The organism is Frankia sp. R82 (assembly GCF_023716925.1).
In the GTDB taxonomy this organism is placed as follows: Bacteria; Actinomycetota; Actinomycetes; order Frankiales; family Frankiaceae; genus Frankia.
Genome location: NZ_JAMQQG010000288.1, coordinates 1 through 22,118, shown reverse-complemented (window position 1 = coordinate 22,118; position 22,118 = coordinate 1). Strand labels below are relative to the sequence as shown.

Below are 22,118 nucleotides of genomic sequence, written 5' to 3'. Positions count from 1 at the left end.
CTCCGGCGGGTCAGCGTCGCCGGGCGCGGCGGTCGGGGGCCAGCGCCGGTTCGACCGCGTTGCCGGGTAGTCGAGCTCCGAGCTGGTTACGGGGGAACAGCTGCGCCAGGAGGCCGGCGAGGCCCCCGTCACTGGCCGGGGCGGCTGCCGGCGGCTGCACGATGCCGAGGCCGATGCCACCGGGGGGCGAGCCCCCGGGCAGCACCGGGGCGCCGGTGAGACCCCCGGAGATGGCCAGGTGGATCTCGGTGTTCAGGGACACGACGCTGCCGGCCGGTGGCGTCATGCCGACCACGATGCCCGGCTGGCCGGGCCAGACCACGGGCTGCGACGACACGTGGAAGCCCTGCTGGACCAGGATCTGCTCGGCCATCGCCTGCGGCTGGCCGACGACGTTCGGCACCGGCTTGGTCGGCACCTGCGGCAGGGTGCCGTCCTCCGGCGGCAGCGGCGCCACCGGGAGACCCAGGCCGTCGATCGTCCGGGTCATCGTGCGGGCCCAGATCTGGGCCGGGTAGCCGCCGCCGAACACGTTGCGGCCAAGCACGTTGGTCAGTGGATGTGCGGTCGGACCGCGCGGATCCGCGAGGGTGACCGCGGTGGCCAGCTGCGGGATGTAGCCGGCGAACGAGGCGGTGCTGAAGCCTTCGGCGGTCCCGGTCTTGCCGGCGGCCGGCCGGCCGATCTGTGCGTTGCCGCTGGCGGTGCCGTGGCTGATCACGCCCTCCAGGACCGAGCTCACCGTGTCGGCGATCTTCGGATCGAGCACCTGCTCGCAGGGTGCGCCGGCGTTGAAGGGCAGCGGCCGGTCGGCACCGCCGATCCGCTGGCTGATGGCGGTGACGGTGCGGGGCGCGCACCTGCGACCGCGGGCGGCCAGCGTCGAGTAGGCGGTCGCGAGGTCGAGCGTGCTGATCTCGTTCGAGCCGAGGATCGCCGAACCGTCCGACGAGCTGATCCCGTCGACCCCCTTGCACTCGGGATCGCTGTTGCCCTGGGGGCGGATCCGGCACGACGTGACGCCCATGTCGCGGGCGATCTGGGCGGTGCGCAGCACACCCAGTTTCTCCGCGAGCTGGATGTAGTAGGTGTTGACCGAGTCCCAGGTCGCCGTGGTCAGTGAGTAGAAACCGTCCTCGCTCGGATCGGCGTTGCCGTAGCAGTTCTTCGGCTGTGGGTTCGGGAAGACCTTCGACTGGTAGCAGAGCGGCGCGTGCAGCGTCGTCGAGAGCGGCATTCCGGCCTTGAGCGCCGAAATGAGCGTGAACACCTTGAAGGTCGAACCGGGGCTGAACGAGTCCTCATCGGCCGGATAGACCTCCTTCGTGTGCACGAAGTCGGTGGACAGGCTCGATACCAACCCGTCGGCGGTGGGGCCGTACTCGCGGTTCTCCGCCACGGCGAGCACCTGGCCGGTACCGGGCTGCATCGTCACCACCCCGGCCGCGACCCGGTTGCCGACCGGGATGACCTCGTTCGCCGCGGACTGGGCGGCCTGCTGGGCCACGGGCTCCAGGGTGGTGGTTATGGTCAGACCGCCCTCGAACAGCAGCCTTCGCGCATCGTCCTCGGTCGGGGCGAAGGTTCTGTCGTTGAGCAGCTCCTGGCGGACCAGCGCACAGAAGAACGGGGCACCGGAGTCGGCGCACGGGTCGGCCGAGCGGGCCGGGCGGTTGAGGACCAACGGGCTGTCGTGCGCGGTGCGGAAGTCCGCGTCGCTGACGTGGTGCAGCTCGCGCATCCGGTCGAGCACCACGTTGCGCCGCTGGACGGCGGCCTGCGGGTGCAGCACCGGATTGTAGGCCGTCGGATTCTTCACCAGGCCGGCGAGCAGCGCCGCCTGGGCCAGGGTGAGCTTGTCGACGTCCACGTTGAAGTAGCGCCGCGCGGCGACCTGGATGCCGTAGTCGCCGTCCCCGAAATAGGCGATGTTGAGATAGCGCTCGAGGATCTCGTCCTTGCTCAGGTGTGCTTCCAGATAGAGCGCGTAGCGGGCTTCGCGCAGCTTGCGCTGCACCGTCTGTTCGGTGGCTGCCCGGCGCTGCGCGTCGGTGGTGGCGGACATCAGCAGAACGTTCTTGACGTACTGCTGGGTCAGAGTTGATCCACCCTGGGTTACCGACCCGTTCTCCCGGTTGGTGAGGTAGGCGCGGGCAAGGCCCTTGTAGTCGAGCCCGTCGTGCTCGTAGAACCGCGAGTCCTCGATGTCGACGATGGCCTCGCGCATCACCGGGGACACCCGGCCGAGCGAGACGACCTCGCGGTCCTGCTCACCGGAGAGCACGGCGATCTGGTTGCCACGGGCGTCCAGAATGCGGGAGGCCTGCGCCAGCGGCGGTACGACCAGGTTCTCCGGCAGGCTGAGGAAGTCGTCCGCGCTGTTCTTGGCGGTCAGCCCGACCGCACCGACGACCGGCAGCGCGAGCATGCCGACGAGCACTCCGGACAGCACGCTGATCAGCCCGACGCCGGACAGCCGCCGAGCCCAGAAGGCGACGGTGCGGCGGCCTCGGCGCAGCGGGCCGTCGGATCCGAATCCGGGTCGGTAGAGCCGCCGTGCGGGCCCGTCGGGCGCCGGGGGCCCGGGGGGCGTGCTCATCGGCGGACCTCCGTCCAGCCAGGCTGGGACACCAGTCGCAGCATACGGGCCAACATCTGATCAACCACACCTGACGGGTGGACCCAGACCGGTACAACTGTGCAGGAGCATCCCACTGGACCTGCCCAAATCGTCCCGACCTGGGCAGGGGCACTCCTGACAGTCGGCGCTCGCCGGGGCCACCAAGGCGTGCCCGGGACCGACGTGACGACATCCACATCAATCAGGTGTCGAACGTCCGCCGAACGAGTCACCTTCGGACCACCCCATCCGGGGCGGGGTGGTCACCGGGCCAGGTTTCCGGCCAGACATACCGGGATGGCAACTGTGCCCCTACGCTGCACAGCCATCAGATTGTCACGCAACAGACATCTTGATGTCACAGACAGCACTAGCGCCGCGATCCGGATCAATGGCCCGGACTAGTCATTTGGACAACCACCCGTGTGGGGTCTGGGCCGTGGCCACGCCACTCCGTACGGTTTCGGGTCAACGCCACGTCACCACCCGCACGGGACCCCTGACCCGGCCTCGAGAAGAAAGGCAGGTGGCATGACCAGAAGCCTGGCCCCCGCCGTCAGTCCCCTTCGTGCCAACCCAGCTCCTCTGGTGGGCTCCACCGTCGACGGCGACTGGACGGCTCACGCCGCCTGTCGTGACCTCGACCCCGATGAGCTGTTCGTCCAGGGCGCCGCCCAGAACCGGGTGAAGACCCGGTGCTTCGGCTGCGCTGTCCGCACCGAGTGCCTCGCCGACGCCCTCGACAACCACGTCGAGTTCGGTGTCTGGGGTGGCATGACCGAACGGGAGCGCCGCGCGCTGCTTCGTCGCCGTCCGGACGTCACGTCCTGGCGCAAGCTGCTTGCGGATGCTCAGGCCGACCACCGATCGGCCTCCGCCGGGTAGCTCCGGGTCTGTTCGACCCGGCCCATCGCCGCCCGGTCTGCGGTTCCGTCCGAGGACAACGACGTCCCGGCCCGGACCTCACCGCTGTCCCTGCGCCACCGCCCGCGGGCCATCACCCGCCGGCCGCCAGGTGCTCACTGTCGGCCCACCCGCAGTCGGCCCACCGAGCTCCGCGGGGCGGCCTCGCTCAGCCGGTCTGCTCCAGCCGATCCACCCGCGCAAGAGCGCAGCCGATCTCCCGCAGGCCCTCGAGATCGTGCACATCCTCCGCCAGCGCCTCCACCTCCACCAGCGGGGTGTCCGGATGAGCGCTGGTGAACCGCTCCCGCAGCCGCGCCTCCCGTTCGGCCAGCCGAGCCCGTTCCGCATGGATGCGCAGGACCGCCGCCGCCAGGGGATGCTCCCCGTGTTCATCGAGGTTCTCGGCGGCGGCCAGGCTGCGCTCCACGGTCAGTGTCGACGCGTCGCTGTGGTGCGTCCGGTTGACCACCAGGCCGGCCAGCGGCATCCCGTCGGCGTCGAGCCGGTCGACGAAGTAGGACGCCTCGCGCAGCGCCGCCGCCTCCGGCGCGGCGACCACGACGAACGACGTGCCCTGTTCGCCGAGCAACCGGTAGGTCTCGTCGGCGCGGGCACGGAATCCACCGAACATCGTTTCCAGCGCGGCGACGAACACGCTCAGATCGGTGAGCAGCTGCGCACCGAGAACCTTCGTCAGCACCCGGGTGAACATCCCGATGCCCGCGCCGAGAACCTTCGCGTACGCGCGGCCACCGGCCTTCGCGGGGGCCAACAGAATCCGCAGCAGCCGGCCGTCGAGGAACGTGCCGAGCCGGGTCGGCGCGTCCAGGAAGTCCAGCGCCGACCGGGTCGGCGGGGTGTCGACGACGATCAGGTCCCATTCGTCGGTCGCGTCGAGCTGACCGAGCTTCTCCATCGCCATGTACTCCTGCGTCCCGGCGAAGGAGGAGGACAGCGTCTGGTAGAAGGGATTGTCGAGCAGGGCCTGGGCCCGCTCGGGCGAACTGTGTGCCAGGACGATCTCGTCGAACGTCCGCTTCATGTCCAGCATCATCGCGTCGAGACGACCGCCGGCGGACAGATCGATCCCGGCGACCTCCCGCGGAGTGTTGTCCAGCGTGGTCAGGCCGAGCGACTGGGCCAGCCGGCGGGCCGGGTCGATGGTCAGCACGACCACCCTGCGCCCGCGCTCGGCCGCCCGCAACGCCAGTGCCGCCGCGGTGGTGGTCTTGCCCACCCCGCCGGAGCCGCAGCACACGACGATGCGCTCGGTGTCGAGCATCTCGTCCACATCGAAGTACGGCACCCCGGCAGGCTGTGGGCGCAGCCGGCGGACCGTCCCCGGCGCGTCCTGTGCTGGTGACACGTCCTTCGCCGCTGCCGGCCCCCCTGACCGGGCGCCCGACGAGCGGCTCGGGCGTCGGCCACGCGCCGGGCCGTCCGCTCCCGGCGACTTCGACGGTCCCGCCGGTCCGGACGATGTCGATGGTCCCGACGATCTCGGCTTTGCGGTCAACGGTTCATCCCACCATCTGTTGGGCTCGCAACAGCTCGGCGAAGCGGTAGACGGTGCCGACGTCGACTCCGTCCGCCGCCAGGGGCAGCTCGTACACCGGCCGGCCGAGCGCGACGACCTCGGCGCGTTGAGCCGTCTCGAGTGCCACCCGGTCGGCGTGCTGCGCGGCCTCCCAGACCAGCGACTCGACCAGCTCCCGGGTCGGCTCCACGCCGGCCTCCTTGATCCCGGCGGCGATCTCCTCCCGGTCGAGCTCGCCCCGGTGCGCCTGCATCGACTCCCTGACCTTCAGCAACGGCGAGCGCGCCATGTTGATGACAACCCCGCCGATCGGCAGCCCGGCCGCGGTGAGCTCGGTGACCCCGTCCACGGTTTCCTGGACGGGCATCTCCTCCAGCAACGTCACCAGGTGCACGGCCGCCCGATCCGGACGCAGCACCGCCATCACGCTGTCCGCCTGCGCCCGGATCGGCCCGACCTTCGCCAGCCCCGCAACCTCCGCGGTGACCCCGAGGAACCGGGCGATCCGGCCGGTGGGCGGGGCGTCGAGCACCACCGCGTCGTAGGCCAGCCCGCCGGGACGGGTCCCGTCGGGACGGTTCACCGCCTCCTTGACCTTGCCGGTGAGCAGGACGTCGCGCACCCCGGGGGCGACCGTGGTGGCGAAGTCGACCGCGCCGATCCGGCCGAGCACCCGCCCGGCGCTGCGCAGGTTGTAGAACATCTCGAGGTATTCCAGCAGCGCCTCGTCCGCGTCGATCGCGAGCGCGAACACCTCGCCCCCGCCGGGGGCGCTGGCCACCTTGCGTTCCTGGTAGGGCAGCGGCGGGGTATCGAACAGCTGCGCGATCTGCTGGCGACCCTCCACCTCGGTGAGCAGCACGCGGCGCCCGCCCGTGGCCAGTGCGACCGCGAGCGCGCCGGCGACCGTCGTCTTGCCCGTTCCACCCTTGCCCGTGACGATGTGCAGCCGACGCTCCCACGGACCGCCCGCGTCCTCGATCAACCCCTCGCCGTCGTCGTACCCGCCGCCGTCGTACCCGCCGTCGTACCCGATGCCGTCGTCGGCGGATCCCTCCTCGGCGAACCCGTCGTCGCCTGGGACATCCTCGGCCGCGCCGCGCTTGCCGCTCACAGGCTCGACCGTACCCGGGCCGACGGCTGCTGCCACGCGAGCCGGGCCGCAACGCCCACGTCGACATGACCCTCCGGGCCGTGACCGTCCGTGCCCAGGTGCCGAGCCGTTCCAGGGCCGACCGGTGGATGCTCTAGGGTCCGGTGGCATGCAGACGAAGTGGGAGTACTTCACGGCCCCGTTGTTGATCCACAACACCAAGCAGATCCTCGACACCTTTGGCGAGGACGGCTGGGAACTGGTCCAGGTGATCCCCGCTCCCAACAACCCCGAGGGGCTCGTCGCCTACTTCAAGCGGCCCAGGACCCAGGGCTGACCATGGCGACCGCCCGCGAACGCCTGACCGCGCTCGGGTTGACGCTGCCACCGGTCCCCACGCCGGCCGGAGCCTACGTCCCCGCCGTGCGCGACGGGGACCTGATCTGGAGCGCCGGCCAGCTGCCCCTGGTCGACGGTCGGCTGGTCGCGACCGGTCTGGTGGGCGATGAGGTCACCGTCGAGCAGGCCGCGGGGCTCGCCCGGATCGCCGCCCTCAACGCCCTGGCGGCCGTCGCGGCCGAGGCCGGCGGGCTCGACGGCATCCGCCGGATCATCAAGGTCGTCGGCTTCGTGGCGAGCGTCGCCGGGTTCACCGGGCAGCCGAGCGTCGTCAACGGGGCCAGTGACCTGTTTGTCGAGGTCTTCGGGGACGCCGGGCGGCACGCCCGCTCCGCCGTCGGGGTCGGCGCGCTGCCGCTGGGCGCACCGGTGGAGATCGAGGTCGTCGCCCGCGCCTGAGCGCCGATCGCACTAGCATCTAAAGTGTGTCCGCTGGTGTGCCGTCGTCCGCTGGTGTGCCGCGGCAGGTGACGCCGCTGGCGGCCGTCCTGCTCGCGCCCAATCCGGGTCCGATGACCCTGGCGGGGACCAACACCTGGCTGCTGCGGGCGCCGGGGCAGACCGGCGTCGTGGTGGTCGACCCGGGGCCGGACGACCCGGTGCATCTCGCCGCGGTCGCCGCCGCCGGGCCCGTCGAGCTGATTCTGCTCACCCACGGTCATGCCGATCACAGTGGCGGCGCGGTCGCGCTGCACCGCCACACCGGCGCGCCGGTGCGGGCCCTGGATTGCGCCCATCGCCTCGGTGACGAGGGCCTGACCGCCGGGGACGTGATCGCCCGGCCGGGTTTCGAACTGCGCGTCCTGCCCACCCCCGGGCACACTGCCGACTCGCTGTCGTTCCTGCTCACCGGGGACGATGCCGGTGCGCACGATGCCCGCACCGACGCTGCCGGTCCGGACCACACCGGCACCGGCACCGACCGTGGTCGGGCGGCCCTGGCCGGGCGGCCGGCGGTGCTCACCGGGGACACGATTCTCGGCCAGGGCAGCACCGTCGTGGCCCATCCGGACGGCCGGCTCGGTGACTACCTGGACAGCCTGCGGCTGTTGCAGGAGCTGGGCGAGACGACGGTGTTACCGGGGCACGGCCCGGAGCTGCCGGCCGCCGGCACCGCCGCCCGGCACTATCTGGCCCACCGGCACGCCCGCCTGGCGCAGGTGCGGGCGGCGCTGGCGGAGGCGGGCGTCGCACCGGCGCAGGCGGACGCCGCCGCCGTGGTCCGCCAGGTTTACGCGGACACCGACCGGGCGCTGTGGCCGGCCGCCGAGTTATCGGTGCGGGCGCAGCTCGCCTACCTCCGGGAGCATCCCACCCTCCCCTGAACGGGCCATATCGAGGGAACCGGCCTGCGGGCGCGGGCCGGGTAGCCTACCCGCTGGCCAGGCGACCCGCGGTGGGTTCGGTCCAGCCGAAGCGGGTTCGGGGGGATCTGCCCCGGTGGGGCGGAGCTCACGTCCGCCTGGCTGGCCCGTTCGGGCCTCCCCTCGGCGCGATCAGGCCCCCCGCCGGCGTCCACCGCCCGTCCCCATGGTCCGGACATATGAGGTCAGAGCCGAACATTTGACTACTCGTCGACGGGTAAACGAGACGCAGGACACTAAACTGGAGGGTGGAGGGAGCCGCTCGTGCGCAGGATGACGACTTCATGCGACCAGCCCGGGGCCACGCCGCCGGAGCGCGGGGGGCATCGCCCGGCTGGCCGTACCTGCCCGGTTCCAGTGAGGTCCGACACCGCGGAAGGCCCGACGATGAGGGTGCCCACACAGCCCGGAACGCCCGGACAGACCGGACAGCCGCTGCGGCCTCGAGGCATCGGGTCGGTCGCATGGTGATCGCAGCCCCGCCGACCGGACCGTCGCAGTGCCCGCGCTGCGGGTCTGCGGCCGTGCCGGGCGGGCGGTTCTGCTATCACTGCGGACTCGAGTTCGCCTCGGTGGAGGCGGCGACGCCGGACGTCCCCGAGCGGCGGGTGGTGACGGTCCTGTTCGGGGACCTGTCCGACTTCACCAGCTGGGCGGACGACCGCGACCCCGAGCGGGTCGGCGAGATGACCGACCGGGTCCTCGCCGCCCTCGCCCACGAGATCGACGAGGTCGGCGGCCGGGTCGACAACCTGACCGGCGACGGCATCATGGCCGTCTTCGGCGCGCCCACCGCCCACGAGGACGATCCGGAACGGGCCGTGCGGGCGGCCGCGGCGATGCAGGAGACCGTCCGCCGGCTCGTGCAGGAGACCGCCGGCGACAGCGCCGAGGGGCGTCTTGGTCTGCGGGTCGGCATCAACACCGGTGAGGTGCTCGCCGGGGTGCAGGCGGCGCTGTCCTACACGGTGATCGGGGACACGGTGAACACCGCCGCCCGGCTGTCCACCGCCGCCTCCATCGGCACGGTGTACGCCGGACGGGAGACGGCGATCGCGACCCGCACGGTGGCAAGCTGGCGGGAGCTGCCCGACCTCTCGCTCAAGGGCAAACGGGAGCCGGTGCCCGCCTATGAGCTGATCAGCCTGCGACCGTCCAACGTCGAACGGCCGGGCCTGGCCGATGACGCGCCGTTCCTCGGCCGCGACGCCGAGCTCAGCGATCTGCAGGCGCTGTTCGACGAGGTCGTCGCCCGGCGAACACCGGAGGTGGCGCTGCTGGTCGGCGAGGCCGGCATCGGCAAGACCCGCCTGGCCAGCGAACTGTCCGACCGAGCGGCGGCCACGCCCGCCACGGTGGTGCTGTGGGGCCGCACGGTCCGCCACGGCGACGGGCGGGGGCTCGCGCCGCTGGTCGACGTTGTGCGCAACGCCTGTCGCATCACCGACGGTGACTCGCTGGACCGGGTGGCCGACCGGGTGCGTTCCACCGTGGCCGGGCTCGCCCATCCCGTGACCGGCAGCCGGCTGCCGGCCGCCATAGCCGATCGGCTGCTGCTGCTGCTCGGTGTTCCGCTGGACCGTCGTTCCAGCGGCGGACCCGCGGCCACCCCCGGCGACCCGGCGGCCCGGGCCTCGCACGTCGAGGAGGCCGAGGACCGTACGGTCGAGGCGACCGTGCAGGCAGTCGCGCTGCTGCTGAGCGCCCTGGCCCGTTCGGGTCCCGTCCTGGTCGTGATCGACGACCTGGAGTGGGCGACCAGCCAGCTCTCCGACGCGATCAGCCTGCTCGCGTCTCGGCTGTCCGGGCCGGTGCTCCTCGTCCTGGTCGACCGGGCCGGGCCGCGGCTGGCCACGCTGCCCGGGGTGCATCGCATCGACCTCGCGCCGCTGGGCGCCGAGGCGTCCGGACAGCTGCTCACCAACCATCTGGGCGGGCGTTCCCTGGAGCCCCGCACCCGCGACGATCTACTCGCCCGCGTCCACGGCAATCCGTTCTTCCTGGTGGAGCTGCTCAACCTGCTCATCGACCGGCGTCTGCTGCACCCGTCCGGGCGGCCGGCCGACAACGGGCACGCCGAACTGGTCCTGGACGGGGCGCTGGCCGACAGCCCGCTGCCCGCCGGCGTCCAGTCGGTGCTCGCCGCCCGGATCGACGATCTCGACTCCGCTGCCAAGGCGGTACTGCGGGCGGCCGCGGTGCTCGGGCGCAGGTTCCCCGCCGAGGCGTTGCCGATGGTCGACGAACGGCCCGCCGACGAGGTGACCCGGGCGCTGGAGGTGCTGACCGAACGCCAGCTCGTCCGCCCGCCGCGGGCGCACGAGGTCCGGTGGCGGTTCGTGCATCCGATGGCCCGTGACGTCGCCTACGCCGGGCTGCCGAAGGTCGAACGGGCCCGCCGGCACGCGACGGCGGCCCGCTGGGGCGTCACCGCGATGATCGGGACCTCCCGGTCCGTGTCGACGTTCGTGGCCAACCACGCGTTGCGGGCCTTCGACCTGGCCTCGTCCATGAGCCTGCCGCCGAGCGATCCGGCCTGGACCGCGCGGATGTCCGGCTTCCACGCGCACGTGCGGCTGGGCCGGGCGGCGCTCGCCCGCGACGACCACCGCACCGCCGCCGACCTGCTCGCCAATGCCCGCCGGCTGGGCCGGGACCTGGTCGACCAGCGCGAGGACAACACCGTACGGGTCCTGCACGCCGAGGCCCTCGTCGCGTTGCGTCAACTAGACGAGGCCGAGCGCACGCTGCGCCCGGCGTTGCGCGCGGTCGCCCCGGCCCGGCGGGCCGCCGCCTTCTCGGTGCTCGGTGAACTGCGCCAGCGCCAGGGTCGGGCGGATGAGGCCGCCCAGTGTCTGCTGACCGCGTTGGAGTCGGCGCACGAGGCCGCCGACGAGCGGGCCATCGCCGCCGTTCTGCGCCGGCTGGGCATGCTGGAGTACAACGCCGGGCGGATCGGCGCCGCCGAGGAGCGTTACCGGGAAGCCCTCGCGATCGCCCAGCGGGTCGACGACCCACGCGGAGTCGGCTGGGCCTTGCAGCACCTGGCCTGGAGCGCCACCACCCGCGGTGACTACCCGCGGGCCGAACGGACGCTGCGGGAGGCCTCCACCGTCTTCGAACGGCTCGAGGACACCGGCGGGCTCGGCTGGTGCCGTGGGACTGAGGCGCTCGTGCTGCTGCTGTCCGGCCAGCTCACCCGAACCCGTAGCCTCACCCGGGAGCTCATCGAACTGGCCGGTTCGGTCGGTGAACAGTGGGGGATGGCCGTCTGTCTGACCATCGACGGCATCGCCGCCGCCGAACTCGGTGACATCGCCGTGGCCGAGGCCGACGCGACCCGGGCCGCCGAGCTGTTCACGTCCTGCGCGGACACCTGGGGTTCGATGCTGGTGCTGGTCGCCCGCGGGATTGCCGCCCGGGGCGCCGGCGAACCGGCCCGCGGGGCGCGCTACCTGGCACAGGCCTGTGACCAGGCGGCCGAACGCGGTCATGTGGTCATCGGCGCGCTGGCACGGGTGCTGCTCGGGCTCACCCTGCTCGACGCCGACGAGATCGACCGGGCTGCGGAAGCCGCCGAGGCGGCGCTGCGTGACCTGGAACATCTCGACCTTCGACCGCATGCGCAACTCGGCGCGAAGGTGCTCGTCGCCCAGATCGCGCGGGCGCGGGGTCGGCTCGACTCCGCGCAGGACCTGCTTCAGGAGGCGCTGGCCGCCAGTGAGCCGGGAACGTTGTTGTTCCCCCGCCGGCAGGCCTACGCTCACCTCGCCGGCATCCTGCTGGACGCCGGACAGCCGGCGGCGGCTCTGGAGGTCGCGCGCCGTGCGGTCGCGGTCGATGCCGAGGACGTGCGTGCTCAGGTGCTCGGCTATCGGGCGCTGGGGACAGCGCTGGTCGCCAACGGTGACCTTGAGGGCGGCCGGGCCGCCTACCTGCGGGCGCTCGCCGCCGCCACCGCGACCGATGCGGTCAGCGAGGCGCCGCAGACCCGACGGCTGCTGGCCAGCCTGCCCCCGAGCGGAGGCAGTACGGACGCACCGCCGTCCGCCGGCCCCGCCGATGACGACGGTGGCCCCGGGCCGGTACCGGTGCACCCCGGCAATGCCCCCGGCGATGCCCTCGCCGGCGCGACCGGTTAGCGAACCGGGCCCGGTTCTCGCGCGTCAGGTGGGCCCGGCTCGGCAGCCGGGCCCACCTGAGCCGACGATGTGGCTAGCGGGCGCGGCGGGACAGCCGTTCGCGGTCCAGCAGGACCACGGCCCGGGAGTCCAGGCGCAGCCAGCCACGGGTCGCGAAGTCGGCGAGCGCCTTGTTCACCGTCTCACGCGACGCTCCGACCAGCTGAGCGAGCTCCTCCTGGGTCAACCCGTGCTCGACCCGGACACCGGCCGCCTCGTTCCCGGGCTGCGCCGGCTCACCGAACCGTTCGGCCAGGTCGAGCAGCGCCTTGGCCACCCGGCCGGGAACATCGGTGAACACCATGTCGGCCACGCTGTCGTTGGTGCGGCGCAACCGACGCGCCAGTACCCGCAAGAGCATGGCGCCGGCCTCCGGGCGCGCGCGCAACCAGGGCCGCAGCGCCGTGTGTTCCAGCGACAGCAACGATGCATCAGTGACAGCGGTAGCGGTGGCCGTACGGGGGCCCGGATCAAACAAGGAAAGCTCGCCAAACAGGTCACCTGGACCCATAACGGACAGCAGGTTCTCCCTGCCGTCCGCCGACTGGCGCCCTATCTTCACCTTTCCGGACAGAACGACAAAGACCCGGTCACCCACGTCTCCCTCACGGAACAGCACGTCCCCACGGGTGACGTCCTGCCGATCAAGATGGTCTGACAGGGCCAGTCGATCCTGCTCGGACAGCCCCACGAACAGCGGCACGCGGGCTAGCAGATCCTCCACGGATCTGAGCATGCCAGGACTGCGGTTGGAGGGCACGGGCAGGGACCCCCGGAAGCAAAATTGTTCGGCGAGGGTGAACGTACTGCAACCACTCGTGTGCTGATGGCGAGAATCCGCATCTGATCAGGCACTGTTGGATGACACCTCCGGGCCGTTCGGCTGCCCGAGCGGACCGTCATGCGCAGGCCACATGGGGCGTCGGCCCGGATGGGCCAGTCCCGCCCAGGTCCATTGTCCCGGTCGCATCCGGGCCGATCGGCCTGCATCCGGCGCCGGATCACCCGGCCGGCGGCCCCCAGGCCGACCGTCCTGGCCCACCGGTGCCAGCCGACTCGGCAGCTCACCGGCCTGGCGGCTCGCCGTCTGGTACCGCTGCCTGCGCAAACGTTCCGTTCCTCGGAGGGCTGGCCGGCGGACGGGCCGGCACCGGTGCACAGGTCGCCGTCATCTGGACCACACCCGAACCGGTACCCCCGGCACATGACGACGGTCTGTGATACGGCCCGGCGATCAGATCGCGCGGTGCTTGCCGGGAGGCGGTCGGCGCAGACGACCGCGGTACCGCTCGAGCGCGGCGGGTAGGCCCTGGTTCATGAGGGTGTCGACCTCCTCCGGCCGGGCGTTGTCGAGGAAGCCCTCGAGCCCCTTGCCGGTGTCGGCGGCGTTCAACGGGCGTTCCACCCGTTCCATCGCCAGCAGGAGCGCGAGCAGCAGAAGTGGAAAGCAGACCGCAGCAATGACAAACATGACTCCCCCATGGTGGCCGACGGACGCGCCCCGGCCGTCAAGGGGGTGGACGTGTCGCGCGTGGCGTGCCGGTGGGGTGACAGTCTGAAGGGAGCCCGGCGATCGTCCGGCGGGCCGACGCGCCGGATACGCTGCCAGGCATGCCCACGATCGTCGATGCCGCGGCCGAGACGCCGCTGGCGCGCACTCGGCGGGCCCGACGGATCGTGCGACTGCTGGGTGAGATCCACCCGGACGCGCGGATCGCGCTGCACTTCGACAATCCGCTCGAACTTCTGGTTGCCACGGTCCTGTCCGCCCAGTGCACGGACAAGAAAGTCAACGAAGTCACCCCGGCGGTGTTCGCACGCTACCGCGGTGCGGTGGACTACGCCGGCGCCGACCGGGTGGAGCTGGAAGGTCTGCTGCGGCCCACCGGGTTCTTCCGGGCGAAGGCGAACTCGCTGATCGGTATCGGCTCGGCGCTCACCGAGCGCTTCGGCGGCGAGGTTCCCCGCTCGCTGGACGCGCTGGTCACCCTGCCCGGAGTGGGACGCAAGACGGCCAACGTGGTGCTCGGGCACGCCTTCGACACCCCCGGCATCACCGTGGACACCCACGTCGGGCGCCTGTCGCGCCGCTTCGGTCTGACCCGGCAGGACGATCCGGTCAAGGTCGAGGCGGATCTCGCGGAGCTTCTCGAGCGGCGGGACTGGACGATCGCCTCCGACCGGATGATCTTTCATGGCCGGCGGTACTGCCATGCCCGCCGGCCGGCCTGCGGGGTGTGCGGGCTGACCCGGTTGTGCCCGTCCTACGGCGCCGGTCCGATCGAGCCCGAGGTGGCCGCCCGGCTGGTCCGCGGGACCCAGGGTGACGTCGAGGGCCTTCGATGACCCACGTGCCGGACTGGCTGCTCGCTGTCGCCGCCGGCGCGGACGAGGCGCTGCGGCGCAGCGAGCTCAGCTGGCGCGAGCAGCAGGCGGCCGGAGCTCGCCCGGCGGCCGTGCTCGTGCTGTTCGGCGAGGGGCCACAGGGCCCCGACGTACTGCTGATCGAACGGTCCGCCGGGCTGCGTCGACATGCCAGCCAGCCGGCGTTCCCCGGGGGCGCGGTGGACGAGACCGATGCCAGCCGGGCCGAGACCGCGCTGCGCGAGGCCACCGAGGAGGTCGGCGTCGACCCGGCGGGTGTGCAGGTGCTCACCACCACCTCGCCGCACTACCTGTGGGCGAGCCACTATCTGGTGTCGATCACCATCGCCTGGTGGCATACCCCGTGCGAGGTGGCGCCGGTCGATCTGGCCGAGACGTCCTTCGTCTCCCGGGTGCCGCTGACGGAGCTCGCCGACCCGGCGAACCGGCTGCACGTGCGCACGCCCAGCGGGCGGACCACACCGGCGTTCCGGGTGCACGGCCTGCTGGTCTGGGGGTTCACCGCAGGCATCCTCGACGTTCTGCTCAACCTCGGGGGCTGGGAACACCCGTGGACCCCCGCCGAGACCGTCGACGTCCCCTTCCCGCCGCGCGGCGCCGACCCGGCGGACGTCCTCGACCCGGTCCGACCCGAAAGAGACCCGACTTGACGTCCTGCCCGCATGTTGCCCAGGCCGCACCGCCCGTCCAGGCCGCACCGCCCGTCCAGGCCGCCGTGCCCTCCGTTCGGGCTGTGTTCCCCCCGCGGTCGACGCGGCCGGCGTGGCGGCGGCTGCCGGCGCTGCTGGCCCTGGTGCTGGTCGCGGCGCTCGGTGTCGTCGGCTGCGGCGGGGAGGGCGGGCCGAGTCCGGCCGACGGGCCGACGCTCGCCGCGCGGCAGGGCGCCGACGGCGTTCAGGTGTTCGCGGTGTCGGGCCTGCCGTCCATGACCTTCTCCGCCAGCGAGCTGGTGGCGAAGCCGGGGACGATCCGGGTGGACTTCTCCGTCCCCACCGGATCGGCACCGCATAACTTCGTCATCCCGCGCATTCCGGACGCGCACACGCGGATCGTGTCGGCCGGAAGCTCACAGAGCGTCACCTTCACGGTGACCCAGCCGGGGGATTATCAGATCGTCTGTACGATCCATGCCAACATGACGGCAACACTGAAGATCACCTGAGCCGGGCCGGGGGAGCCGCGTGCCCAACCTGCTCGACCTCGTCCTGCTGCTGCTCGTCCTCCTGTTCGCGATCTCCGGCTATCGCCAGGGCTTCCTCGTCGGTCTGCTGTCGTTCGTCGGCTTTCTCGGCGGGGGCGTGCTCGGCGCGAAGATCGCAAAGCCGTTCACCGAGGCGATCGGTCAGCAGGAGCACGGCGCGCTGATCGGCATGCTGGTGGTGCTCGGGCTCGCCATGGCCGGGCAGATCGCCGGTACCGCGCTCGGTGCCGCGCTGCGTGACCGGCTGACCTGGCGCCCCGGCCGAACCGTGGACGCCGCCGCCGGGGCGGTCCTGTCCGGCCTGTCCGTGCTGCTGGTCGCCTGGCTGCTCGCCACGGCCGTGGCGCGCTCGCCGTTCACCTCACTCGCCCGCTCGGTGCAGAACTCCCGGGTGCTCGCCGCGGTCGACGGCGAGATGCCGGGCGAGGCCCGCCAGACGTTCGCGGATCTGCGCCAGCTCGCCGACAGCAAGGGCTTCCCCGAGGTCTTCTCGGGTCTGCGCGGTGGACGGATCATCTCCGCGTCCCCGCCGGACCCGGCGACGACGCTCGCGCCCGGCGTGCAGAACGCGGCGGCCAGCATCGTCAAGATCCGCGGGGTGGCCCGCTCCTGCAACGAGCGGGTCGAGGGATCCGGTTTCGTGGTCGCCCCGCAACGGGTGATGACCAACGCCCATGTGGTCGCCGGGGTGCGCCAACCCACGATCGTGCTGGCCGGTGGCGTGCTGCCCGCGCAGGTCGTCCTGTTCGATCCCGACCGTGACATCGCGGTGCTGAGCGTGCCCGACCTGGCCCGTTCCCCGCTGCGGTTGCGCACCTCACCGACGGCGGACGCGGAGGATCCCGCAGTGATCGCCGGCTATCCACAGGACGGTCCGTACACGACGGTCGCGGCGCGCGTCCGGGTGCACCAGCGGGCCCGGGCGGCGAACATCTACGAGCACGGCTCGGTGGTGCGCGACATCTACTCGGTGCGTGGTCAGGTCCTGCCCGGCAACTCCGGTGGTCCGCTGCTGGCACCGGACGGATCGGTGCTCGGCGTGGTCTTCGCCGCCGCCATCGGCGACTCCGACACCGGCTATGTGCTCAGCGCCACCGAGGTCGCCTCGGCCGCGACCGCGGGCAGCGTCGCCTCCACCCCCGTCAGCACCCAGGGCTGTGCCTGACCGCAACCCGGTGCCTGCCCGAAACCCGGTGCCTGACCGAAGGGCCGGGCCGGGACGGCTGGCGGGGACGGCTGGCGGTGCTGTGGCGGCGCTCAGGTGTCCAGCCAGCGCAGCAACTCGGCATTGACCATCACCGGCGCCTCCTCGTGCGGGAAGTGCCCCACGTCGTCGTACAGGCGCCAGGTGTAGGTACCGCTGACGTAACGTCCGGAGCCCTGGGCGGTCGTCGGCAGCTGGGCGCGGTCCAGTGCGCCGTGGATCTGCAGGGTGTCGATCCGCGACGAGTGGCGCAGGGCGGCGGTGAACCGTGCGCCGTCCGGTCGGAACATCGAGCGGAACACCCAGCGGTGGTACTCCAGCGCGCTGTGGGCGACCCCGGGGATGCGCATCGCCGAGCGATAGCGCTGTTCGGCCTCGACAGCCGGGTAACCCGGGCCGCCCCAGGCCCGCAGCAGCATTGCCACGTGGGCGGCGTCGTCGGCGACGAGCATCCGTTCTGGTCGCCAGGGCAGCTGGTAGCCGAACAGGTGCCGGCTGGCCGCGCCCTGCCCGCGGGGGTCGGCCGCGATCTCGTGCCGCAGCCGCAACGGATGGGCCATGGCGAGCACCGCCAGGCGACGTACGGCGCCCGGATGGCGGGCCGCCAGCGTCCAGCCGAGCAGGCCGCCCCAGTCATGGCCGACGACGGCCGCGTCGCGTTCCCCGAGGGCGCGGATCAGCCCGGCCACGTCGTCGGCCAGGGTGAACGCGTCGTAGCCGCGGGGCGGTTTGTCGCTTGCGCCGTAGCCGCGCAGATCGGGGGCGACGGCCCGGTAACCCGCGTCGGCCAGCGCCGCCAGCTGATGCCGCCAGGACCACCAGAACTGCGGAAAACCGTGCAGGAGCAGGACCAGCGGGCCGCGGCCCTGCTCGGCGATGTGCAGGCGCGTCCCGTTGGCGGACACGTCTCGGTGCTGCCACGGCCCGTCGATCAGGACACTGGCTGGCTCTGGAACGCTGTCCTCCATCGCCTGCCAGGATGGCAGATCAGCGGCCGGACCGAACGGCTACCGGATGGCTACCGGCCGTCCAGCACGGCGGGCTGGCCCGGAACGGGATGATCGGCGCCCGGTTGGGGAGCCCGGTCCCCCGACCATGAGGCCGGGGCGGTCGGGGGACCTGCGGGCTTCGGCGCGCCGGTGGGCCGACGCAGCCATGCGATGTCGTCCTTGACGGTCTGGATGGTCCGTTCGGGCGGGGACAGCTTGCGGAACCTGGTCACCGCGAACAACGCGAGGATGCCCGCAACGACCAGATACAGCCCAGCGGTGATCAGGTAGGACCAGTAACGTTCCAGGCCGGCCCAGGTGAACAGCTCACCCAGGAAGATCGTCACGGCGATCAGCGCGCACAGCCCGAGCCCGCCGGCCACTGCCAGGGCACCGATTCCCAGCGCAGCCGAGGTGGCCTGCCGGGTGAGTTCGGCCTTGGCCAGGTCGATCTCCTGACGAACGAGCAGTGAGACGTCCCGGGTGGCCAGTGCCACCAGCTCGCCCAACGACGGCTCCCGGCCATCGCGGGCCTTCCCGGCACTAGTCGACGACACCCTTGGTCCTCCCTCACACCCACGCTGCCTGCGGTCGCGCCACTTGAACGGTCCGGGTCCACGGCCGAGCAGCCCCTCCAGCGCAGTCTGCCCGGCCAGGGCGGTGGCCGGGGCCAAACGACGCGGCCGTGGTCCTGTGACCCCGCCGACCTGCGCATGACCACCTGCTTCGGCTGGCCCATGCCGGTAACGTGCCCACCGTGAACCCCCGCCCGTCCGGACCAGTGCTCACCGATGATCCGCTGGCCCGCGTCGCCGCCCTGCCCGGGGTACGCCAGGCCGCGGACTCCGCCCGCGCGGCGGTCGACACACTGCTGCGACACCGCATCCTGCGCCGCCAGAGCGCCGAGGTCACCACCGAGGCCTCCCTGCGCGCCGCCCGGGCCTGCGCCAGCCTCGAGGGCCACGACATCGACCTCGACGCCCTGCGCCGACGGCTCCACGACACCGACCCGCTCCCTGACCGCGACGGGGCCGCCGGCATCGCGGCACCGGCCGACCTCGCGGCTCGGCCCGATCTGTCCGTCGTGCTGGGGACGGTGCGGCTCTACGGCGAGCTCGGCGTTCTCACGCCTGCCTGGGAGCGGGCCCCCCGGCAGGCGCTGGCCCGCATGCACGTCCTGCTCGGGCGCGGTGTCCTGCCCGACGAGCGGCTCGGACGGCCGCGGCCGGACGCGGGCGGCCCCGCACCGCTGGACCCGCTGGGGCTGGGCCCGCCGCCGAGCTCCATGGAGGCTGCGGTCCGCCTCGACGGCCTGACCCGACTGCTGGTCGCGCCGACCACCGCGCCGGCCATCGTGGTGGCCGGCGTCGTGCACGGTGAGCTGCTCGCGCTGCGTCCGTTCGGCGCTCTGGACGGTGTGCTCGCCCGGGCGGCCGCCCGACTCGTGCTGATCGGCCGCGGGCTCGACCCCAAGGCCCTCACCGCGACGGACGTGGGGCACCTCGAAGCCGGCACCCCCCGGTCGGGCCAGACCACCCAGGACGCCGACGCCTCGGACACGCCCGTACTTGACTACCGCGCCGCGGCCGATGCCTACGTGCACGGCGGTGCCGACGGGGTGATCGCCTGGCTGCTGCACTGCACCCGGGCGTTGGAGCTGGCCGCCCGCGAGTCGCTGGCGGTGTGCGAGGCGCTCGCCCGCGCCTGAGTCCGGCGACCAACCCGCAGACGGTAGTCGACGGTGTGCCCTGTGGATGACCGTCATCCACAGGGCACCGGATGGCGCATGGTGGTCCGGTCCGCTTCCACCCGACCGGGAATCGAGGCGCCATGTCCCCCGCGCTGCCCCCGCCCACCGCCCCGCCGATCGGAGTGCCGCCGCCGCCATCGGGCGCCCCGCCGTCCGGCGTCGGTGCGGACGAGCAGCTCCACCGGCCGCTGCTCGTGACCGACCGGTCGGAGCTGCTGGACGACCTGCTCCGGCTGACCGAGGCGGCCGGGGTGTCGCCCACCGTCGCCGTTGAGCCGTCCGCCGTGCGCCGCGGTTGGGTGACCGCGCCCATCGTCGTCGTGGGTATGGACCGGGCCGCCGCGTGCCTGGCCGCCGGCCTACCGCCACGACCGCGGCTGGTACTCGTCGGGGATGAGGCCACGGATCATCGGGTGTGGTCGTACGGCTCCGGCCTCGGCGCCGACCATGTGATCTTTCTGCCCGCGGCGGCGGCCTGGCTCACAGCGGCCTTCGCCGAACTCGGCAATGCCGACCGGGCTCCCTGCGCCACGATCGGGGTGGTCGCCGGCCGGCGTGGCAGTGGCTCGTCGACGTTGTCGGTGGCGCTCGCACTGGCCGCGCTGCGCAACGACCGGCGCACGATGCTCATTGACGCCGATCCGCGGGGCGGCGGGCTCGGCCCCGGCTTCACCCGCCTGGTCCCCGCCGTCCGGGAAGGCGGGGGTGATCCCGGCATCGGCAGCCCGGCGGCGCCGTCGGCGGATGGGGAGCACCGGGGCGAGCTTTCCGTGATCACCTGGGACGAGCAGACCGGCCCCGAGCTCTCGCCGCTTGCGATGACGGACCTGTTGTCCACCGCCCACGCCACATCCGATCTGGCCGTGGTGGACCTGCCCTGGCAGCTGGACGCAGCAGCCACCGTCGCCGTGACCGCCTGCCGCACGGTCCTGGTCCTGCTGCGGGCGAACCCGCACTCGGTGGCGACGGCCCAGCGGGTCGTCGCCACGATCGACCGGCACTGCACCGACGTCCGCGCGGTGGTCCGCCTGGACGACACACCGCCGTCGAAGGCTTCCCGGTCAGGCGCATCGGCATCGCCGGCAGCGCCGCGCCGTTCGTCGAAGCCGCTCACGCCGGAGCGGGTCGGCCGTGCCCTCGGGGTGCCCGTCGCCGGGGTGCTCCTGGCTGCTCCCGACCCGTTCGACGATCGTCTGTTGGCCGAACTGGGGCTGCTCGACGTCCGTCCCGTCGGGGGCAGCGGCTCGGGAGCCCGGCCTTGACGCCCGAACCCGGCAGGCCAGCCCAGCCCAGCCGAACAGCCGAACCGGTCGGGCGACCCGCTGCGGCCGCAGCGGTCCGTGGGGTGGCGGCGCGCGGCGTCGGCAGCAGGGTCGAGGTCGGTGCCGGCATCGAGGTCGGGGGCGGCCCCGTCGGCGGAGTCGGGGGCGGCCTCGGCGCCGGTCCACTGGACGAGTTCCTTACCGACCCGCAGGTCACCGACGTTCTGGTCAACGCCCCGGACGAGGTCTGGGTCGAACGACGCGGCCGGCTGACGCGCACCTCGGTCAGTTTCGCCGACGAGGAGGCCGTGCGGCGCCTCGCCATCCGGCTGGCGGCAACCGCGGGCCGGCGGCTGGACCTGGCAATGCCCTTCGCCGACGTCCTGCTCCGGGACGGCACCCGCATGCACGCCGTGCTCGCGCCCACCGCCGTGCGCGGCACCTGTCTGTCGCTGCGCCGGCCTCGGCGGCATCCGTTCACCTTCGACGAACTACTCCTCGCCGGCACGATCAGCCCCGCCGTGGCCGCCGTCCTGCACGCGATCCTGACCGCTCGCCTGGCGATCGTCGTGACGGGTGGCACCGGCACCGGCAAGACCACCCTGCTCGCTACTCTGCTGGGCGCGGTCCGCCCGGGTGAGCGCATCGTCGTGGTGGAGGACACCGCGGAACTCGTGGTGCGCCGACCCGGCCTGGTGCGGCTGGAGGCCCGACCGCCGAACATCGAGGGTGCCGGGGAGATCACCCAGCGGGACCTGGTCCGCCAGGCCCTGCGGATGCGCCCGGACCGCCTCGTCGTCGGCGAGGTTCGCGGCCCGGAGGTGCTCGACCTGCTGGTCGCCCTCAACACCGGGCACGAGGGTGGGCTGAGCACGGTGCATGCGAACGACACCGCCTCGCTGCCAACTCGACTGGAGGCACTGGCCGCCCTCGCCGGGCTGTCCCGGGCCGCCGTGCACAGCCATGTTGCGGCGGCCCTGCATGCCGCCGTGCACCTGCGCCGGGATGCGCAGGGGCAGCGCCGGGTCCACGCGATCGGGGTGTTCCACCGCACCACGGACGGCCTGGTCCAGGTCGTGCCGGCCCTGGCGACCCCTCGTCCGGCGGCGGGCGGTCGCCGAGGCGCCGGGCCAGTGGCCACGGCCGGCCTGCCACTGCTGCGCGGCCTGCTCGCCGCCCGTGGTGTCACCCTGCCGGAGCTGGCCGAGCTCCCCGGCTCCGCCCGGC

19 protein-coding genes are annotated in these 22,118 nt (G+C 72.7%); 12 read left to right on the top strand and 7 right to left on the bottom strand.

Annotation, left to right across the window (positions count from 1 at the left end; genetic code table 11):
• Positions 1-10 precede the first annotated feature (10 nt).
• A complete protein-coding gene (locus tag ND747_RS22155) occupies positions 11-2,599 on the bottom strand; it encodes a penicillin-binding protein (RefSeq protein WP_251736012.1) in 2,589 nt (862 codons plus the stop codon).
• 552 nt (positions 2,600-3,151) lie between these two features.
• Here ND747_RS22155 and ND747_RS22150 point away from each other — a divergent pair.
• On the top strand, positions 3,152-3,505 hold the full coding sequence (locus tag ND747_RS22150; protein WP_251736010.1) for a WhiB family transcriptional regulator: 354 nt from the start codon (positions 3,152-3,154) through the stop codon (positions 3,503-3,505).
• A 187-nt stretch (positions 3,506-3,692) separates the two neighbouring features.
• On the opposite strand, the gene ND747_RS22145 is transcribed toward ND747_RS22150, so the two are convergent.
• Positions 3,693-4,808, bottom strand: a complete 1,116-nt coding sequence (locus ND747_RS22145; protein WP_251736047.1) for an ArsA-related P-loop ATPase — start codon at positions 4,806-4,808, stop codon at positions 3,693-3,695.
• A 238-nt stretch (positions 4,809-5,046) separates the two neighbouring features.
• Complete coding sequence (locus ND747_RS22140; RefSeq protein WP_251736045.1) at positions 5,047-6,048, bottom strand: ArsA-related P-loop ATPase; 1,002 nt, start codon at positions 6,046-6,048, stop codon at positions 5,047-5,049.
• A 277-nt stretch (positions 6,049-6,325) separates the two neighbouring features.
• Between ND747_RS22140 and ND747_RS22135 the strand changes: the two genes are divergently transcribed.
• The 4 genes from ND747_RS22135 (at position 6,326) to ND747_RS22120 (ending at position 12,061) form a co-directional block, all read left to right on the top strand.
• A complete protein-coding gene (locus tag ND747_RS22135; RefSeq protein ID WP_251736008.1) occupies positions 6,326-6,493 on the top strand; it encodes a DUF4177 domain-containing protein in 168 nt (55 codons plus the stop codon).
• Between the two features lie 2 nt (positions 6,494-6,495).
• Positions 6,496-6,954: a RidA family protein gene (locus ND747_RS22130; protein ID WP_285900933.1), complete on the top strand. Its 459-nt coding sequence runs from the start codon at positions 6,496-6,498 to the stop codon at positions 6,952-6,954.
• 113 nt (positions 6,955-7,067) lie between these two features.
• Positions 7,068-7,880, top strand: coding sequence for an MBL fold metallo-hydrolase (locus ND747_RS22125; protein ID WP_374216297.1), 813 nt, complete (start codon positions 7,068-7,070; stop codon positions 7,878-7,880).
• Between the two features lie 503 nt (positions 7,881-8,383).
• Positions 8,384-12,061: an AAA family ATPase gene (locus ND747_RS22120; protein WP_251736006.1), complete on the top strand. Its 3,678-nt coding sequence runs from the start codon at positions 8,384-8,386 to the stop codon at positions 12,059-12,061.
• A 73-nt stretch (positions 12,062-12,134) separates the two neighbouring features.
• Here ND747_RS22120 and ND747_RS22115 read toward each other — a convergent pair whose 3' ends face one another.
• Both ND747_RS22115 and ND747_RS22110 read right to left on the bottom strand, forming a co-directional pair.
• Positions 12,135-12,824 carry a Crp/Fnr family transcriptional regulator gene (locus ND747_RS22115; RefSeq protein WP_251736041.1) on the bottom strand — a complete coding sequence of 230 codons (690 nt, stop codon included), beginning with the start codon at positions 12,822-12,824 and terminating at the stop codon, positions 12,135-12,137.
• A 510-nt stretch (positions 12,825-13,334) separates the two neighbouring features.
• Positions 13,335-13,571 carry a hypothetical protein gene (locus tag ND747_RS22110; RefSeq protein ID WP_251736004.1) on the bottom strand — a complete coding sequence of 79 codons (237 nt, stop codon included), beginning with the start codon at positions 13,569-13,571 and terminating at the stop codon, positions 13,335-13,337.
• Between the two features lie 140 nt (positions 13,572-13,711).
• Here ND747_RS22110 and nth point away from each other — a divergent pair, with 140 nt between their 5' ends.
• The 4 genes from nth to ND747_RS22090 all read left to right on the top strand — a co-directional run bounded on the left by nth (position 13,712) and on the right by ND747_RS22090 (position 16,851).
• Positions 13,712-14,446: an endonuclease III gene (gene nth, locus ND747_RS22105; RefSeq protein ID WP_251736002.1), complete on the top strand. Its 735-nt coding sequence runs from the start codon at positions 13,712-13,714 to the stop codon at positions 14,444-14,446.
• Complete coding sequence (locus ND747_RS22100) at positions 14,443-15,135, top strand: CoA pyrophosphatase (RefSeq protein WP_251736000.1); 693 nt, start codon at positions 14,443-14,445, stop codon at positions 15,133-15,135. The genes nth and ND747_RS22100 overlap by 4 nt, the downstream gene beginning before the upstream one ends.
• Before the next feature lie 143 nt (positions 15,136-15,278).
• Positions 15,279-15,647 carry a plastocyanin/azurin family copper-binding protein gene (locus tag ND747_RS22095; RefSeq protein WP_308204672.1) on the top strand — a complete coding sequence of 123 codons (369 nt, stop codon included), beginning with the start codon at positions 15,279-15,281 and terminating at the stop codon, positions 15,645-15,647.
• Positions 15,648-15,666: 19 nt separating this feature from the next.
• Positions 15,667-16,851 (top strand): MarP family serine protease, encoded by a 1,185-nt coding sequence (locus ND747_RS22090; protein WP_251735998.1) that lies wholly within the window; start codon positions 15,667-15,669, stop codon positions 16,849-16,851.
• Positions 16,852-16,943: 92 nt separating this feature from the next.
• On the opposite strand, the gene ND747_RS22085 is transcribed toward ND747_RS22090, so the two are convergent.
• Together ND747_RS22085 and ND747_RS22080 are read right to left on the bottom strand one after the other, a co-directional pair.
• A complete protein-coding gene (locus ND747_RS22085) occupies positions 16,944-17,858 on the bottom strand; it encodes an alpha/beta fold hydrolase (RefSeq protein ID WP_251735996.1) in 915 nt (304 codons plus the stop codon).
• Positions 17,859-17,908: 50 nt separating this feature from the next.
• On the bottom strand, positions 17,909-18,436 hold the full coding sequence (locus ND747_RS22080; RefSeq protein ID WP_251735995.1) for a phage holin family protein: 528 nt from the start codon (positions 18,434-18,436) through the stop codon (positions 17,909-17,911).
• A gap of 200 nt (positions 18,437-18,636) precedes the next feature.
• On the opposite strand from ND747_RS22080, the gene ND747_RS22075 reads away from it, so the two are divergent.
• The 3 genes from ND747_RS22075 to ND747_RS22065 form a co-directional block, all read left to right on the top strand.
• Positions 18,637-19,587: a hypothetical protein gene (locus ND747_RS22075; RefSeq protein WP_251735993.1), complete on the top strand. Its 951-nt coding sequence runs from the start codon at positions 18,637-18,639 to the stop codon at positions 19,585-19,587.
• 122 nt (positions 19,588-19,709) lie between these two features.
• Positions 19,710-20,891 (top strand): septum site-determining protein Ssd, encoded by a 1,182-nt coding sequence (ssd, locus tag ND747_RS22070; RefSeq protein ID WP_251735991.1) that lies wholly within the window; start codon positions 19,710-19,712, stop codon positions 20,889-20,891.
• An 83-nt stretch (positions 20,892-20,974) separates the two neighbouring features.
• The coding region (locus tag ND747_RS22065; RefSeq protein ID WP_308204671.1) for a TadA family conjugal transfer-associated ATPase at positions 20,975-22,118 on the top strand (1,144 nt) is incomplete at its 3' end.

Excerpts from the sequence above, each read along its gene's own strand:
- ND747_RS22155 (WP_251736012.1), bottom strand. The coding sequence starts at position 2,599 with ATGAGCACGCCCCCCGGGCCCCCGGCGCCCGACGGGCCCGCACGGCGG.
- ND747_RS22150 (WP_251736010.1), top strand. The coding sequence starts at position 3,152 with ATGACCAGAAGCCTGGCCCCCGCCGTCAGTCCCCTTCGTGCCAACCCA.
- ND747_RS22145 (WP_251736047.1), bottom strand. The coding sequence starts at position 4,808 with ATGCTCGACACCGAGCGCATCGTCGTGTGCTGCGGCTCCGGCGGGGTG.
- ND747_RS22135 (WP_251736008.1), top strand. The coding sequence starts at position 6,326 with ATGCAGACGAAGTGGGAGTACTTCACGGCCCCGTTGTTGATCCACAAC.
- ND747_RS22130 (WP_285900933.1), top strand. The coding sequence starts at position 6,496 with ATGGCGACCGCCCGCGAACGCCTGACCGCGCTCGGGTTGACGCTGCCA.
- ND747_RS22125 (WP_374216297.1), top strand. The coding sequence starts at position 7,068 with ATGACCCTGGCGGGGACCAACACCTGGCTGCTGCGGGCGCCGGGGCAG.
- ND747_RS22120 (WP_251736006.1), top strand. The coding sequence starts at position 8,384 with ATGGTGATCGCAGCCCCGCCGACCGGACCGTCGCAGTGCCCGCGCTGC.
- ND747_RS22110 (WP_251736004.1), bottom strand. The coding sequence starts at position 13,571 with ATGTTTGTCATTGCTGCGGTCTGCTTTCCACTTCTGCTGCTCGCGCTC.
- nth (WP_251736002.1), top strand. The coding sequence starts at position 13,712 with ATGCCCACGATCGTCGATGCCGCGGCCGAGACGCCGCTGGCGCGCACT.
- ND747_RS22100 (WP_251736000.1), top strand. The coding sequence starts at position 14,443 with ATGACCCACGTGCCGGACTGGCTGCTCGCTGTCGCCGCCGGCGCGGAC.
- ND747_RS22085 (WP_251735996.1), bottom strand. The coding sequence starts at position 17,858 with ATGGAGGACAGCGTTCCAGAGCCAGCCAGTGTCCTGATCGACGGGCCG.
- ssd (WP_251735991.1), top strand. The coding sequence starts at position 19,710 with ATGTCCCCCGCGCTGCCCCCGCCCACCGCCCCGCCGATCGGAGTGCCG.